Below are 15,543 nucleotides of genomic sequence, written 5' to 3'. Positions count from 1 at the left end.
GACCTTGGTCGGCACGCTGGATCCACGCAATGCGTGGATGCAGGAGGGTCAGATCCCTTCGCTTCGCGAAGGGATCTGACCCCGGTGCCGGCAACACGGCTGCACTGACTCCCCCTGCACGTATCACGCGCGCACAATACGCGCATGCCTGCCATCCCCACCGCTGGCGCTGCCGCCGCGAAGAAACCCAGCCTGCGCCAGCGCTTCAAGGCGATGCGCAACCTGCCGCCGTTCCTGCGCATGGTCTGGCAGACCAGCCCCGCGCTCACCCTGGCCAGCCTGGGGCTGCGCCTGATCCGTGCGCTGCTGCCGGTGGCGATGCTCTACGTCGGCAAGCTGATCATCGACAGCGCCCTGCGGCTGAGCCAGCACGATGCCGGCTTCCCGCCGCTGGGCGAGGCGCTGTCCAGCGGCCTGCTCAATCCACTGCTGGGCCTGCTGGCACTGGAATTCGGCCTGGCCATCGCCTCGGACCTGCTCGGCCGGCTGGTCAGCTATGCCGACGCTCTGCTTTCCGAACTGTTCGCCAACGCCACCAGCATCCGCCTGATGGAACACGCGGCGACGCTGGATCTGGAGGACTTCGAGGACCCGGACCTGCAGGACAAGCTGGACCGTGCACGGCGCCAGACCATGGGCCGGATGAACCTGATGAGCCAGCTGTTCGGCCAGGTGCAGGACGCGATCACCGTGGCCAGCCTCGCCGTTGGCCTGCTGGTCTACGCGCCGTGGCTGATCCTGCTGCTGGCGCTGGCACTGGTGCCGGCCTTCATCGGCGAATCGCACTTCAACGCGGCCGGCTACAGCCTCAACTTCCAGTGGACGCCCGAGCGCCGCCAGCTCGACTACCTGCGCCAGCTGGGCGCCAGCGTGGAAACGGCCAAGGAAGTGAAGATCTACAACCTGCACCGCTTCCTGGTGGAGCGCTACCGGCGCCTGTCGGTGGCATTGTTCCAGGCCAACCGCGCCCTGGCACGGCGCCGCGCGTTCTGGGGCACGCTGCTGGCTGCGCTGGGCACGCTGGGGTATTACACCGCCTACGCCTACATCGCATGGCGCACGGTGCGCGGGGACTTCTCGATCGGCGACCTGACCTTCCTCGCCGGCAGCTTCCTGCGCCTGCGCCAGCTGCTGGAAGGCCTGCTGATCGGCTTCTCGCAGGTGGCCAGCCAGGCGCTGTACCTGGATGACCTGTTCTCGTTCTTCCAGATCCAGCCGGAAATCCACTCGCGCGATGGGGCCGTGCGCGTGCCGCAGCCGATCCGCCAGGGCTTCGTGTTCGAGAACGTCGGCTTCCGCTACCCCGATGCCGAACAGTGGGCGGTGCGCCATCTGGATTTCCAGCTGCACGCCGGCGAAGTGCTGGCCCTGGTCGGCGAGAACGGCGCCGGCAAGACCACCCTGGTGAAGCTGCTGGCGCGGCTGTACGAACCGGACGAAGGCCGCATCCTGCTCGATGGCCGCGACCTGCGCGATTACGACCTGGATGACCTGCGCGCCAATCTCGGGGTGATCTTCCAGGATTTCGTGCGCTACAACCTCAGCGCCGGCGAGAACATCGGCGTCGGCCAGGTCGAGGCGATGGACGACCAGGCACGCATCGCTGACGCGGCGCGACGCGGCATGGCCGAGGAAGTGATCGACGACCTGCCCGGCGGCTACGACCAGCAGATCGGCCGCCGCTTCAAGCAGGGCGTGGACCTGTCCGGTGGCCAATGGCAGAAGATCGCCATTGCCCGCGCATGGATGCGCAATGCGCAGGTGATGATCCTGGATGAGCCAACGGCAGCGCTGGATGCCCGCAGTGAGTTCGAGGTGTTCCAGCGGTTCAGGGAACTGGCGGATAATCGCACCGCCGTACTGATTTCCCACCGCTTTTCCTCGGTACGCATGGCCGACCGCATCCTGGTGCTGGCCGATGGCCGGATCGAGGCCAGCGGTACCCATGCGCAGCTGATGGCGCAGGGCGGCCGCTATGCCGAGCTGTTCGAGCTGCAGGCGGCGGGTTACCGCTGAGAACGCCTCTCGTTCCACCCAATGAGAACTTGTCTCATTTGAGATAGAATCACCCCCGACGACTTTCGATAGATACGCCCATGTCCTCCGCTTTCGGCGCCGAAACGGTGCTTGAGGTCCGTCACTGGACCGATGCCTACTTCAGCTTCACCACCACCCGCGACAGCGGTTTCCGCTTCGAGAACGGCCAGTTCGTGATGATCGGCCTGGAAACCGAGGCGCGACCGCTGCTGCGCGCCTATTCCATTGCCAGTGCCAACTGGGAAGAACAGCTGGAGTTCTTCAGCATCAAGGTGCAGGACGGCCCGCTGACCTCGCGCCTGCAGCACATCAAGCCGGGCGACAAGGTACTGGTCGGCAAGAAGCCCACCGGCACCCTGCTGATCAGCGACCTGCATCCCGGCAGGAACCTGTACCTGCTGGGCACCGGCACCGGCCTGGCGCCGTGGCTGTCGGTCATCAAGGACCCGGAAACCTACGAGCGCTTCGAGAAGGTGATCCTGTGCCACGGCGTGCGCTACGAAAAGGACCTGGCCTACCGCGATTACTTCGAGAGGGAACTGCGCGAGCACGAGTTCCTCGGCGAGATGATCGGCGACAAGCTGCTGTACTACCCGGCCGTCACCCGCGAGCCGTTCGCCAACCAGGGCCGCCTGACCCAGCTGATGGAGAGCGGCGAGATGCAGCGCACCCTCGGCCTGCCGGAACTGAGCCCGGAAAACGACCGCGCGATGATCTGCGGCAGCCCGCAGATGCTGGCCGACCTTCGCACCGTGCTCGATGCCCGGGGTTTCCAGGTTTCGCCGCGCATCGGCCAACCGGGCCACTACGTGTTCGAGCGCGCGTTCGTCGAGAAGTGATGCTGCAATGGTAGTGCCGGCCGCTGGCCGGCGCTTCCTGGCCCACGGGGTTGCCGGCCAGCGGCCGGCACTACCTCACAGCAGCGCTTCGATCGCGCTGCGCAACTGCTCCGGCCGGGTGGTGGGCGCATGCCGCGACGCCACCTGCCCCTGGCGATCGACCAGGAACTTGCTGAAATTCCACTTGATGCGGGCACTGCCGAGCAGGCCACGCTTTTCGTGCGTCATCCAGGCCCACAACGGATCAGCGCCCTCGCCGTTGACCTCGATCTTCTCCGACAGCGGGAAGCTGACCGGATAGTCCAGCGAACAGAACTGGCGGATCTGCGCGGCATCACCGGGCTCCTGCGCGCCGAACTGGTTGCACGGGAAGCCGATCACCACCAGGCCGCGTTCGCGGTAGTCCTGCCACAACTGTTCCAGCCCGGTGTACTGCGGGGTGAAGCCACAGCGGCTGGCGACGTTGACCAGCAGCAACGCGCGCCCTTGGTACTGCGCCAGCGCCTGCGGATGGCCTTCGAGGTCACGGAAGCTGAAATCGTAGGCGGTGGTCATGGTGGCGGGCCGTGGGCGGTAAATGCATGGTACCCGCGCCCGGACCCGCCAGCATGCCTTTTGACACAAGTGCGGGCGCCGCCGGCCGGGTTACCCTCGGGCCCTTGTTTGCCTTACCGGAGTTCCTGCCTTGACCACCCGCCTTGCCCTTGCCGTGGCCATGTCCCTCGGCCTTGCCCTGCCCGCCTTCTCGGCCGGCGCCGCCACCCCGGCTGCCAGCACCAATGCCCAGCAGGCCAATCCGTTCTTCGCCGAAAGCCCGTTGCCCCTGCATTATCCGCAGTTCGACCGGATCAAGGACAGCGACTTCGCCCCGGCCTTCGACGCCGGCATGGCGCAGCAGCTGAAGGAAGTGGAAGCGATCGCCAACAACAAGGCCAAGCCGACCTTCGACAACACCATCATCGCCCTGGAAAAGAGCGGTGACATCCTCGACCGCGCGACCACCGTGTTCTTCAGCCTGGTCGGCGCCGATACCAATGACACCCGCAAGAAGCTGCAGGCCGACTACTCGGCGAAGTTTGCCGCGCACAGCGATGCGATCGCGCTGAACGGCAAGCTGTTCGCCCGCATCCAGGCGCTGTATGACACCCGCAGCCAGCTGGGCCTGGACGCCGAAGGTGTGCGCCTGGTCGAGAAGTACTACGACAACTACGTGCGCGCCGGTGCCAAGCTGTCCGAGGCCGACAAGGCCAAGTTGAAGGAGATGAACGCCGAGCTGGCCAACCTGGGCACCAGGTTCAGCCAGAACGTGCAGTCGGAAGTGAACGCTTCGGCAATCACCGTCGACGACATCAAGGCGCTGGACGGCCTGTCCAAGGAGCAGATCGCCGCCGCCGCCGAAGCCGCCAAGGCCCGCGGCCAGGACGGCAAGTACGTGATCACCCTGCTCAACACCACCGGCCAGCCGCCGCTGACCAACCTGGCCAACCGCGCCCTGCGCCAGAAGATCTACGAAGCATCGGTCAGCCGTGGCAGCCGTGGCGGTGAGTTCGACAACACCGCGCTGGTCTCGCGCATCATGCAGCTGCGTGCCGACAAGGCCAAGCTGATGGGCTTCCCGAACTTCGCGGCCTACAACCTGACCAACCAGACCGCCAAAACCCCCGAAGCGGTCAACGCGATGCTGGGCAAGCTGGCGCCGGCCGCGGTGGCCAACGCCAAGCGCGAAGCCGCTGACCTGCAGGCGATGATCGACCAGGAACAGAAGGCCGCAGGCAAGCCGACCTTCAAGCTGGAACCGTGGGACTGGGCCTTCTACAGCGAGAAGGTGCGCCAGGCCAAGTACAACTTCGACGAGTCGCAGCTGAAGCCGTACTTCGAAATGAAGAACGTGCTGGAGAACGGCGTGTTCCATGCCGCCAACCTGGAATTCGGCCTGACCTTCAAGCAGCGCACCGACCTGCCGGTCTATCACGATGACGTCACCGTCTACGACGTGTTCGATGCCGACGGCAGCCAGCTGGCGATCTTCATCTTCGACCCGTATGCACGCGCCTCCAAGCGCGGTGGCGCGTGGATGAACTCCTACGTCTCGCAGTCCAAGCTGACCGGCTTCAAGCCGGTGGTCGCCAATCACCTGAACATCCCGAAGCCGCCGGCCGGCCAGCCGACCCTGCTGACCTGGGATGAGGTGAACACCACCTTCCACGAGTTCGGCCACGCCCTGCACGGCATGTTCTCCAACGTGAAGTACCCCTACTTCTCGGGCACCTCGGTGCCGCGCGACTTCGTCGAGTTCCCCTCGCAGGTCAACGAGATGTGGGCCGACAACCCGGTCATCCTGAAGAACTACGCCAAGCACTACCAGAATGGTTCGGCGATGCCGCAGGCCCTGCTGGACAAGGTGATTGCCGCATCGAAGTTCAACCAGGGCTTTGCCACCACCGAATACCTGGGGGCGGCGATGCTGGACCAGAACTGGCACCAGATCGGCCCGGACCAGGTGCCGGCGGCCAAGGACGTGATGGCCTTCGAGCGCGCCGCGCTGGAGAAGGACGGCATCTACTACGCGCCGGTTCCGCCGCGCTACAAGACCCCGTACTTCAGCCACATCATGGGCGGCTACTCGGCCGGCTACTACGCCTACATCTGGTCGGAAGTGCTCGATGCCAACACCCAGAAGTGGTTCAAGGACAACGGCGGCCTGAGCCGCAAGAACGGCGACCACTTCCGCGCCACCCTGCTGTCCAAGGGCGGCAGCGTCGACGCGATGCAGCTGTTCCGCGATTTCGCCGGCCACGAGCCGCAGATCGAACCGCTGCTGGAAAAGCGTGGCCTGACCGGCGCCGGCAACTGATCGCCAGCGCAGTCGCCTGAAACGAAAACCGCCCGGGAGACCGGGCGGTTTTTTGTTGTGGTCGGGGTCAGAGCCCTCTTCTGCGAAAAGGGATCTGACCCCGGGGTCGGATCCCTTTCCGACGGAAAGGGCTCCGACCCCAGCCACGCCATCAACGCGGCGCCACGTACCCACCCGGCACGCCTTCCGGCGACAGCACCAGCTGCCACAGCTGCGCGTGCCGGCAGCGGAAGGTGGCCATCGACCCGGCCAGGTAGAAGCGCCACATGCGCCGGAAGTGCTCGTCGTAGTGCGCATCCAGCCGCGGCCACGCTGCTTCCACGTTGCGCCGCCATGCCTGCAGGGTCAGGTCGTAGTCGGTGCCGAAGTTGTGCCAGTCCTCCAGCACGAAACGGCCTTCGAACGCCTTGGTGATCTGCACCGCCGACGGCAGCATCGAGTTGGGGAAGATGTAGCGTGCAATCCATGGATCGGTGCGATGCCGTGAGACGTTGGTGCCGATGGTATGCAACAGCAGCAGGCCACGTGGCGACAGGCAGCGCTTGGCCACTTCGAAGAAACCGGCGTAGTTCTTGTCACCGACGTGCTCGAACATGCCGATCGAGAAGATCGCATCGAACGGTTCGTCCAGTTCACGGTAATCCTGCAGGCGGATCTCGATCGGCAGGCCAGCGCACAACTGCCGCGCGAACTCGGCCTGCTCCTGCGATATGGTCACGCCGACGCCGCTGACACCGTAGCGCTCGGCGGCGAACTTCAGGGCTTCGCCCCAACCGCAGCCAATGTCCAGCACGCGCTGGCCCGGGCGCAGGCCCAGCTTGCGGCAGACCAGGTCGAGCTTGGCCTCCTGTGCGGCGTCGAGGTCGTCGGCGTTGCGCCAATAGCCACAGCTGTAGACCAGGCGCTGGCCGAGCATGGCCTGGTAGAGATCATTGCCGAGGTCGTAATGGCGGCGACCGACTTCGTAACTGCCCTGCCCCGCCTGCAGGTTGAACAGGCGCGCCTTCAGCGCGTCTGCCACTTCGCGCCAGCCGTGCACCCGTTCATCCAGGTGCGCCTGCATCAGGTGGACGAGGAATTCATCCAGGACATTGGCATCCCACCACCCCTCCATGTAGCTCTCGCCCAGGCCGAGCGAGCCGTGGCCCATGACCCGCGCGAAAAAGCGCGGGTCATGCACCTGGATGTCCTGTGGCTGGGTGCCGCCGATGCGGACCCCGGCTTCGTGGAGCAGGCCGGCGACCCGCTCCTGCAACCCTGTATCCACGCCACCTCCTCGACTGCGGTCAACCGCGTGCGAACAGCTCCACGTAGTCCTTGGCCACGTGCGGCAACAGCACCGCTGCCGGTACATCGGCGGTCTGGGTGCCGTCCGAGTATGGACCCACCTGGTACGGCGGGAAAACAAAGCGCAGCGCGGTGATCTGCCCCTTGTCGTCGGTCAGTGGCTGGAACTGGCTGAAATTGTCGGCCTGCGGGCCGGTTCCGTCGGCGATCATGCGCGATGCGTTGCGCAGCGATTCCTGCAGCTGGGCCGGGTCCATGTCCTCGCCACTGAGGCGGGTGGCCACGCGTTCGCGCAACTGGTCGGCGACGAAATCGCTGATCGCCTTCCAGCCCTTGGCATCGGCCACAAGCTTTTCGGCGCTGAGCATCTGCTGCTGCTGCGGCAGCCACACGAAGCGCGCCACCAGCGGTTCGCCGTGGGCGCCACCCGTGTAGCGGCTGCCGTCGGCACTGACCACCACCAGCTGCGGGGTTTCAAGCAGCTTCTCGAAGCTCAGCGACAGCTCGTAGGGCATGGTCGGCTTGTCGTTGCCCAGCCCGTCCAGCGCCTGCTGCAGGTCGCTGCGCGCACTCGTGGCATAGCTCTGCAGCGCGCGGGCCAGGCCCGGATAACGGTCGATACCGGCCGGGTAGCTGATGCCCACCACTTCGCGCTCGTTGTTCTCGATCACGTCGCGCAGGTCCAGCGGCGCTTCCGTGGCCGGCGTTTCGCCCGCGGCCGTCGCCTCGGCGGCGGGCGCCGCGTCGGTCGCCGGTGCCGGCTCGCTTTCACGCTGGCAACCGGCCAGCAACAGCACGCCCACCACGCCGGCCAACACGCTGCCGTGCAATGGCCGGTTGTTTCCAATCTTCATCGGGATCCCCTGTTCATGTTTGTACATCATCGCCTGCCATGGCTGAAGCGTGACCCGCTGGCGTTCAGCCAACGAGCAGGTCGTGGTACTCCTCGTGGCGCTGCAGGAAGGCTTCGGCGTAGGAACATGCCGGCACCACCTTGTATTTCTGCTCGCGGGCGAAACGCAGTGCCACGCGGGTCAGCTCACCGGCGATGCCACGGCCGGCGATCGGCTCGGGCACCTCGGTATGGGTGATGACCATGCGCCTGCGCTTGATCTGGTAATCGAGCACCGCCAGCTGTCCGCGCACACGTGCGGTGAAGCGGTGGTTGGCCAGGTCGTGCTCGACCTCATAGGCCAGACCGGGGGGCGTGACCGAAGCCATGGAACTGTCTCCTGCGGCGACTGCGTGGATGGTGCGCAGCCGGGCGCCATGATCGCGTGAAGCCTGAACAGGGGCAAGTCCAGTCCATTCACGTCAGTTTTCGCCCTCAAGCTGGAGGCGGGCCGGCCGCTATCGCCTATGGAGGGGTACGGCCAGGCTGGCACGACCCTTGCGACCGTTGACCATGCGCACCACCGTGGAGGCTCCCATGCACACCAGCAATTCCCATTCCGATACCGACCGCGCCCTGCTGGAGGGCCTGCTGCAACTGGCGGTGGAAGGGCAGACCGAGGATCAGGATTTCCAGCGCATCGGCGAGGAAGTGTTCGCCCGCCTGCTGGATACCTACGGCCAGCAGACCGCAGCCTGACCCGGCCGGGGCGGATCGGACCCGATCCGCCCCGCTACCCGCATCAACCGCCGCCGAGGCGGAAGGTCGGGTTGGAGAGTTCGCGCAGGAAGTGGGTGAAGATGCTCGGCTGCATGGCCAGCATGAAGATCACGCCAAACGCCGCACCTGCCAGGTGCGCGCTGTGGTTGATGCGGTCGCCACCGCGCCTGTCCATCCAGATGCTGTAGCCGACGTAGAACGCGGCATAGATGATCGCCGGTGCCGGGATGAAGAACACCAGGATGATCGACCACGGCTTGATCAGGATGAAGGCGAACAGCACCGCCGATACCGCCCCGGACGCCCCGAGGCTGAGGTAGTTCGGGTTCTTCTGGTTCTTCAGGTAGCTGGGCAGGATCGAGACCAGCAGCGCGCCGATGTAGAACGCCGGGTAGGTCAGGTAGCTGCCGGTCAGCTGCACCATCACGCTCTCGATGAATCCCCCGAAGAAGAACAGGGTGATCATGTTGAAGATCAGGTGCGACCAGTCGGCGTGGATGAAGCCATAGGTCACCAGCCGGTCGTACTGGCGGTGACGGTCGATGGCCGGCGGCCACAGGATCAGGCGGTCGGCCAGCTTGCGGTTGTTGAACGCCATCCACGACAGGATGGCGGTGATGGCGATCAACAGCAGATTGACGGGGGTCATGTCAGGCTCAGGCGCTACGGTAGTTGTCGACCATACGATAGCGTTTCGCGTACCAACCGAAGGCCAACGCCGCGACGAAGGCGAAGCCGGCGAAGAAGAACATCAGGAACGCCGCCTCGCTCAGGCCCGTGCCCGCGATCTGGTGGGTGACCGTGTCGTTGCGCACCGCTGCGTTGGACAGCAGCACCCACAGGTTGCCGATGGTGGTGGTCAGGTTCCAGAAGCTCATCACCACGCCCTTCATCGCCTGCGGTGCCTGGCTGTAGGCGAACTCCAGGCCGGTGGCCGAGACCAGCACCTCACCGAAGGTCAGCAGCGCGTACGGCAGCATCTGCCAGAAGATCGACATGGCGTTGCCGCCGTCCATCACCACCTGGATGCCACCCACCACGATCCAGGCCAGGCCACTGAAGGCGATGCCGGCGGTCATGCGGCGCAGCGCGGTCGGTTCGAAGCCGAAGCGGCGCAGGGCCGGATACAGCACCAGGTTGTTGAACGGAATCAGGATCATCACCAGCAGCGGGTTCAGCGCCTGCATCTGCGAGGCGGTGAACCAGCTTGGCATCTGCATCTGCTGGCCCTGCAGGACCCAGGTCGAGGCCTTCTGGTCGAACAGCGAGAAGAACGGCGTGGTCAGCGCGAAGATCACCAGCACGCGCAGTACCGAGCGCACGCCTTCCACGGCTTCGGCCGGATGCTGGCCACGGGCGCGGTCCAGCTGCAGCCAGGTGCCGCCACCGATGCCGGCAAGGATGGCCACCAGCGCCAGGCACAGGCAGATCACGATGCCCAGCGAACCGACCAGGCCGAACGAGGCCACCGCCAGCGCCAGGCCAAGCACGGCGATCACCAGGCCCGGACGGCCCTGGCCAGCCACGCGCGTGGTCAGCGCGGTACGCACCACGTTGGCGAACGAATGCGGGTCCTTCGGCGGCAGCGGCACCAGCACGTAGCGCCTGCGGCCCAGCCAGAACACGAAGGTAGCGATGAACATCAGGATGCCCGGGATGCCGAACGCCCACTGCGGGCCCCAGTTCTTCAGCACCAGCGGGATCAGCAGCGAGGCGAACAGCGAGCCGAAGTTGATGATCCAGTAGAAGGCGTCGAAGACGATCTTGGCCAGGTGCTTGTTGCTCTGGTCGAACTGGTCGCCCATGAACGAGGCCACCAGCGGCTTGATGCCGCCGGCACCGAGCGCGATCAGGCCCAGGCCGAGGAAGAAGCCCTCGCGGCTGTTCTCGAACAGCGCCAGGCACAGGTGGCCGGCGCAGTAGACCAGGCTGAACCAGAGGATGGTGTGGTACTTGCCGAAGAACCGGTCGGCCAGCCAGCCACCGAGCAGCGGGAAGAAATACACGCCGATCATGAAGCTGTGCATGATGTCCTTGGCTTCACCGGCACGGCCTTCGGCAGTGATTTCCTGCAGCAGCAGCGAGGTGATCAGGAACTGCACCAGGATGTTGCGCATCCCGTAGAAACTGAACCGCTCGCAGGCCTCATTGCCGATGATGTACGGAATCTGGCGCGGCATCTTTCCCTGGCCGGCGATGGGGGCGACTGCGTCGTGGCTCATCCTGTAAGGCATTCCTGCAAAGCGAAAGGCGCAAGGTTACCGGAACCGGGGCTTGCGAAGCACGCTGCAGGGCTGCATGACAACGGTGCCAATCCATGGCAGGCAGTGCAGGCCCTGCCGGAAGTCACGGCACCTGCACGACAAAAGCGTAAACTTATCGTTATGCGCCCCCTCGCCCACGCCCGCCTCCTGCTCAGCTGCCTTGCGCTGTTGCTGGCGTTGCAGGCGCAGGCACGACCACAGGCGCCGGCCGCCGTTGCCAGCGAGAGCGACCCCAGGCAGCTGACGGTCGCCGCGCTGGAGCTGCCCAGCCGCGATGACGCGCAATGGAAGCAGCGCCGCGAGCAGGTCGCACAGCTGCTGACCGAGCTGCAGCCGGACGTGATCTCGGTGCAGCAGGTGCTGCAGCAGCAGGGCCGCAACCCGGCCTGCTGGCTGGCCAGCCGGCTGCGCTACAGCTGCGACTTCGTTACCGCCGATCCGCCCAGCCAGCCGCTGCGGCATGGCAACGCCATGCTGACCCGGCTGCCGGTCAGCGAGGACGGCGTGACCCTGCTGCATCCTCCCGGCACCTTCAGCGCGGCCGGCATGATGCGGCTGAGGCTGGGCGAGGCGCTGGTCAACATCTATGTGGCGCGGCTGCGCCCGGACCCGGACGAGGCCAGCGCCCGCCAGCACCAGACCAGCGACCTGATGACCTGGATCGGCGCCACCGCCGAAGGCATGCCGAGCCTGATTGCCGGCGATTTCTCGGCCAGCACGGTGGAACTGGTGCGCAGCACGCCGGGGTTCCAGCCGGCCCGGCGCAATCCCGGCGGCCGTGCCGAGGCGCCGGCGGCCAGTGGGGGCGGCAGCAGCGGCCACGGCCTGGATGTGCTGTTCCAGGTCAAGCATTTCGGCGGCATCCGCCAGCAGCCGATCCTGCTGCCGGCCGACGGCGACCTGCCCGGCCTGCGTCTGGGTGTGATGGCGACCCTGCGCCTGCAGGGCGATACGGCCACTGCGGAATAGGTAGTGCCGGCCGCTGGCCGGCTCCCCCGGTACTGCACGGTTGCCGGCCTGCGGCCGGCACTATCGAACGACTGCTGCAACAGAAAAGGCCGGGGTCTCCCCCGGCCTTCTCATGTCATCCCGTCACGCGATCAGGCGATCGCTTCCTGGTAACGGCGCTCGACTTCGTTCCAGTCGATGACGTTGAAGAACGCGCCGATGTATTCCGGGCGGCGGTTCTGGTACTTCAGGTAGTACGCGTGTTCCCACACGTCCAGGCCGAGGATGGGGGTGTTGCCTTCCATCAGCGGGCTGTCCTGGTTGCCGGTGCTCTCGACCACGACCTTCTTGTCCGGGGTCACGCTCAGCCACGCCCAGCCACTGCCGAAACGGGTCAGCGCGGCCTTGGTGAAGGCATCCTTGAACTTGTCGAAACCGCCCAGGTCCTTGTCGATGGCCTTGGCCACGTCGCCCACCGGGTTGCCGCCGGCATTGGGGGCCATCACGGTCCAGAACAGCGAGTGGTTGGCATGGCCACCACCGTTGTTGCGCACCGGGCCCTGCAGGTTCTCCGGCAGCGACTTGAGCTTCTTCACCAGCTCTTCGACCGGCAGGTCAGCGTACTCGGTGCCTTCCAGCGCCGCGTTGACGTTGTTGATGTAGGTCTGGTGATGCTTGGTGTGATGGATTTCCATCGTCGCCGCATCGATATGCGGTTCCAGCGCGTCGTAGGCGTAGGACAGCTTGGGCAGGGTGTAGGCCATGATGCATCTCCTGATTGCGAGGGCACCCGACGATGTCGGGCGGTGCGCGGTGAATGATGGGGACAGACCGCCAGATTACCAAGGGGGATGTAAAGGAAATTGCGTCCTGCCAGTGAGCACGACGGCAATTGTTACGCAGCAGTGACGCAGCGCGCTCCTCATGCACCGTGCAGCGCACAGGCGCTACAGTGCGTGTACTACCCTCGCCCGCCCCTGCCCATGCGCAACCCCCGGCTGCTGATCACCGCCATCGCCCTGCTGCTGCTCGGCCTGGTCGCCAACCATTTCCTGCAAAGGCCGCCAGCGCCGCAGTTCGCGCCCGACCTGCAGGGCACGCCTGTCGCGCGCGCGCCTGCCACCGCCTCGCCCGGCAAGGACAGCGGACTTCCCGCGTTCCTGCCCGCCGAAGCGCGCGCGACCATCGCCCTGATCCAGCGTGGCGGTCCATTCCCGCACCGCCAGGACGGCAGTACCTTCGGCAACCGCGAGCAGCAGCTGCCGCAGCGCGCGCGCGGCTACTACCGCGAATACACCGTCGACACCCCTGGCGCGCGTACGCGTGGCACGCGTCGCATCGTCACCGGCGGCGATCCGCCGGAAGCGTGGTACTACACCGACGACCATTACGCGTCATTCCGCAGCTTCACCGTACCGGCCCAGGGAGCGCAGTGATGAGCCACGATGATTTCGGCCTTGGCCTGCATGACATCAACAACGCCGGCGTCTACGCCATCGACAGCGACGACATCGGCGCACTGGCCGCGGCGATGCGCGATGCCGGTCTGAAAGTGATCCGCATCGATCTGGAGGGCGTCGCGGACAAGCGCACCCTGCTCGCCCGTTTGGCCGCACAGCTGGATTTCCCGGCCGGTTTCGGCGGCAACTGGGATGCGCTGTCGGACAACCTGCGCGACCTGCAATGGCTGCCGGCCAATGGCTACGCGCTGTTCCTGGCCGACGTGGACGCGCTGCGCGCCGGTCCGCAGAAGGACTTCGACACCCTGCTGGACGTGATGGACGAGACCAGCCGTGACTGGGTCGGCCGCGACGTACCGTTCTGGGTGTTCCTGTCGCAGAGCGCGTAAGGTCACTGCCTTGGCCGGCATGCACTGACGCCTTGGCAGAGGCCAAAGCGCGGGCCGGCCAGCACGTCGGCGCGGCCCCCTGCCTAGCGGCTCCCGTTGTCTTCCTGCAGTTCCTTCTTGAACGGGATGTCCGGCGGCGGTCGTGCCACGGCCGGCTGGTCCTGCATGTTGGGGTTGGTCAGGCCACAGCCGCCACCGGCCTGCAGGATCGAAATGACGCAGGAGATCCTTGTGTTGGTGCCCGGCAATGGAATCTCCATCGCCTTGACGCCCTTGCGCACCCATTCGGCCAGCAGCGATTCCTGCGGCACCCAGTATTTGTCGAACGAGGTCGGCGTGTAGTCGTACGGCGGGCGCTTCAGCCAGGTGCCGGACTGCGCAATGCGCTCCTTGCTCCAGCCGTCGTTGGCCCCACCGGGCGCACCGCGCGCGGCATGGCCATCGCCCTCCTGGCCAGGCACGCGCACGCTGCCATCGGCATTGAACAGGCCGCTGCCCTTGCCGGCGGTACTGGCCTGGCGGGTACCGTTGCTGCTGCCGTCGCGGTTGCGGCTGGAAGACCCCCAGTCATCGCCCTTGGCAGGTGTCGCCCAGTTGCCTGGATCAGGCGCCGGGCGCGCTCCCGCGTTTGCGGGTGTGCTGCTGGATGCTGACGGACGCGCGCTGCTGCTCGCCTGCGTCGCGCTGCCCTGGGCCGCAGTCGCAGGCGTCGCCGTGGCACTGCCACTGGAGGATGCCGGCGCTGCCACCGGTGCCGAGGCCACTTCACGTTCCCGCACCTGCACGTCGCGGCCAGTGGGCGCGCGTACGGCGGGCTCACGCCCGGCCACCGCCGCCATCCGCACCTGCGGATCGGCCACGGCCTGCACTTCACGTTCGCGCACCTGCACGTCCTGCTGCGGCACGCGCACCTGCACTTCCGCGTTGCGCAGCGGTTGGGGAGCCACCGGCGCGTCGACCGTACTGACTTCGCGTTCGCGCACCTGGATGTCACGCACCTGCGGCGTGCGCACGGCCAGTTCCGGGGTACGCACCGGGCTTGGTGTCGGCGGCGCCTGCACCGGCTGCACGCTGCGCTCGCGCACGGCGAGTGTGCTGTCACGCGGTACGACGCTGACTTCGGTGCGCGGCACACTGACCGGCGGCACCACGAAATCCGTGCTGGCCTGCGCCACTTCGGTGGCCTGGACGGGCGAAGGCGGCGGCGCGGCCACCGGCGCCGGCTCGGCGTCGGCCGGCGGTGGTGGAACGCTGGCGGTCGGCGCGGATGCCGGGGATGAGGCGGTGGTTTCGGCAGCCACCGGACGCGGCGCAGGGGCCGAGGCAGCGCCCGCCTCCTGGCCCGGCGCAACCCGACCTGCCGCCGCAGCCGCAGCCGCTTCGGCGCCCGGCTGATCGCCACCGCCTTCCTGCGACGCGCGGCCGACGAACTCCACCTGCACGCGCTCGCCCTCGGCGCCCTCTTCGTCCGGCGCGCTGGTACGGATCACCGCCACCCACAGCAACAGCACGAAGAACAGCAGATGCAGCAGTGCACTGACCAGTGCCGAGGTCCAGCGCATCCAGCGCTGGTCGCGCGGCGCGGCGTCCCAGTCCTGCCAGAACAATCGGCGCAGCGCCTGCCACGGCGACAGCCGCGGCGACTGGCCTGGCGGGCCCGGCAGCGGGCGCGGCAGGAAAACTGCGATCACCTCGCGGGCATGGAACGGCCGCGGCAGTGGCCCCAGCGAGCGCAGCCACAGCGCCCAGCCATAGGGCAGGCGCGTGGACTTCTCGAGGACGGCGCGGGGCTGCTGGCGCGCCAGCAGCAGATCAATGAGTTGCTCGGCCCGGGTCAGAGGCACGCGTCAGCG

15 protein-coding genes are annotated in these 15,543 nt (G+C 66.6%); 7 read left to right on the top strand and 8 right to left on the bottom strand.

Going from position 1 to position 15,543, the window contains the following annotated elements; translation table 11 throughout:
- Positions 1-144: 144 nt before the first annotated feature.
- On the top strand, positions 145-2,016 hold the full coding sequence (locus AC5P56_RS06890; RefSeq protein WP_049442434.1) for an ABC transporter ATP-binding protein: 1,872 nt from the start codon (positions 145-147) through the stop codon (positions 2,014-2,016).
- A gap of 80 nt (positions 2,017-2,096) precedes the next feature.
- On the top strand, positions 2,097-2,876 hold the full coding sequence (locus AC5P56_RS06885; RefSeq protein ID WP_005417572.1) for a ferredoxin--NADP reductase: 780 nt from the start codon (positions 2,097-2,099) through the stop codon (positions 2,874-2,876).
- 75 nt (positions 2,877-2,951) lie between these two features.
- Here the strand turns inward: AC5P56_RS06885 and AC5P56_RS06880 are convergent, their stop codons facing one another.
- Entirely contained in the window at positions 2,952-3,431 is a 480-nt protein-coding gene (locus tag AC5P56_RS06880) for a glutathione peroxidase (protein WP_049439382.1), read from the bottom strand.
- A 130-nt stretch (positions 3,432-3,561) separates the two neighbouring features.
- On the opposite strand from AC5P56_RS06880, the gene AC5P56_RS06875 reads away from it, so the two are divergent.
- Complete coding sequence (locus AC5P56_RS06875; protein ID WP_495231508.1) at positions 3,562-5,730, top strand: M3 family metallopeptidase; 2,169 nt, start codon at positions 3,562-3,564, stop codon at positions 5,728-5,730.
- Between the two features lie 151 nt (positions 5,731-5,881).
- Here AC5P56_RS06875 and cfa read toward each other — a convergent pair whose 3' ends face one another.
- From cfa to AC5P56_RS06860, 3 genes are read right to left on the bottom strand one after another with little or no spacing between them, the layout of a single operon-like run.
- Positions 5,882-6,997 (bottom strand): cyclopropane fatty acyl phospholipid synthase, encoded by a 1,116-nt coding sequence (cfa, locus tag AC5P56_RS06870; RefSeq protein ID WP_126411165.1) that lies wholly within the window; start codon positions 6,995-6,997, stop codon positions 5,882-5,884.
- 19 nt (positions 6,998-7,016) lie between these two features.
- The gene (locus AC5P56_RS06865; RefSeq protein WP_134809088.1) at positions 7,017-7,898 is read right to left on the bottom strand and encodes a DUF3298 and DUF4163 domain-containing protein; all 882 of its coding nucleotides are present in this window, start codon (positions 7,896-7,898) and stop codon (positions 7,017-7,019) included.
- A gap of 37 nt (positions 7,899-7,935) precedes the next feature.
- Positions 7,936-8,238: a GNAT family N-acetyltransferase gene (locus tag AC5P56_RS06860; RefSeq protein WP_006455911.1), complete on the bottom strand. Its 303-nt coding sequence runs from the start codon at positions 8,236-8,238 to the stop codon at positions 7,936-7,938.
- 208 nt (positions 8,239-8,446) lie between these two features.
- Between AC5P56_RS06860 and AC5P56_RS06855 the strand changes: the two genes are divergently transcribed.
- Positions 8,447-8,608, top strand: coding sequence for a hypothetical protein (locus tag AC5P56_RS06855; RefSeq protein WP_288496565.1), 162 nt, complete (start codon positions 8,447-8,449; stop codon positions 8,606-8,608).
- 43 nt (positions 8,609-8,651) lie between these two features.
- Here the strand turns inward: AC5P56_RS06855 and AC5P56_RS06850 are convergent, their stop codons facing one another.
- Both AC5P56_RS06850 and AC5P56_RS06845 read right to left on the bottom strand, forming a co-directional pair.
- Positions 8,652-9,278, bottom strand: coding sequence for a rhomboid family intramembrane serine protease (locus AC5P56_RS06850; RefSeq protein WP_014647735.1), 627 nt, complete (start codon positions 9,276-9,278; stop codon positions 8,652-8,654).
- Positions 9,279-9,285: 7 nt separating this feature from the next.
- Positions 9,286-10,851 (bottom strand): POT-type proton-dependent oligopeptide transporter, encoded by a 1,566-nt coding sequence (locus AC5P56_RS06845; RefSeq protein ID WP_014647736.1) that lies wholly within the window; start codon positions 10,849-10,851, stop codon positions 9,286-9,288.
- A 162-nt stretch (positions 10,852-11,013) separates the two neighbouring features.
- Here AC5P56_RS06845 and AC5P56_RS06840 point away from each other — a divergent pair, with 162 nt between their 5' ends.
- Positions 11,014-11,862, top strand: coding sequence for an endonuclease/exonuclease/phosphatase family protein (locus tag AC5P56_RS06840; protein WP_049405898.1), 849 nt, complete (start codon positions 11,014-11,016; stop codon positions 11,860-11,862).
- A gap of 131 nt (positions 11,863-11,993) precedes the next feature.
- On the opposite strand, the gene AC5P56_RS06835 is transcribed toward AC5P56_RS06840, so the two are convergent.
- Positions 11,994-12,605 (bottom strand): superoxide dismutase, encoded by a 612-nt coding sequence (locus AC5P56_RS06835; RefSeq protein ID WP_005410310.1) that lies wholly within the window; start codon positions 12,603-12,605, stop codon positions 11,994-11,996.
- A 219-nt stretch (positions 12,606-12,824) separates the two neighbouring features.
- Between AC5P56_RS06835 and AC5P56_RS06830 the strand changes: the two genes are divergently transcribed.
- Both AC5P56_RS06830 and AC5P56_RS06825 read left to right on the top strand, forming a co-directional pair.
- Entirely contained in the window at positions 12,825-13,277 is a 453-nt protein-coding gene (locus AC5P56_RS06830) for a guanyl-specific ribonuclease (protein WP_041863621.1), read from the top strand.
- Positions 13,277-13,690 (top strand): barstar family protein, encoded by a 414-nt coding sequence (locus AC5P56_RS06825; RefSeq protein WP_014647739.1) that lies wholly within the window; start codon positions 13,277-13,279, stop codon positions 13,688-13,690. Before AC5P56_RS06830 ends, AC5P56_RS06825 begins: the two co-directional genes overlap by 1 nt.
- Positions 13,691-13,773: 83 nt before the next feature.
- Here AC5P56_RS06825 and AC5P56_RS06820 read toward each other — a convergent pair whose 3' ends face one another.
- On the bottom strand, positions 13,774-15,534 hold the full coding sequence (locus tag AC5P56_RS06820; protein ID WP_495231507.1) for a hypothetical protein: 1,761 nt from the start codon (positions 15,532-15,534) through the stop codon (positions 13,774-13,776).
- Between the last annotated feature and the right edge of the window lie 9 nt (positions 15,535-15,543).

The sequence above is a fragment of the Stenotrophomonas sp. YJH_SMC_131 genome (assembly GCF_059367975.1).
The sequence above is the reverse complement of the archived record's forward strand: the minus strand, read 5'-3'. Positions and strand labels throughout refer to the sequence as shown.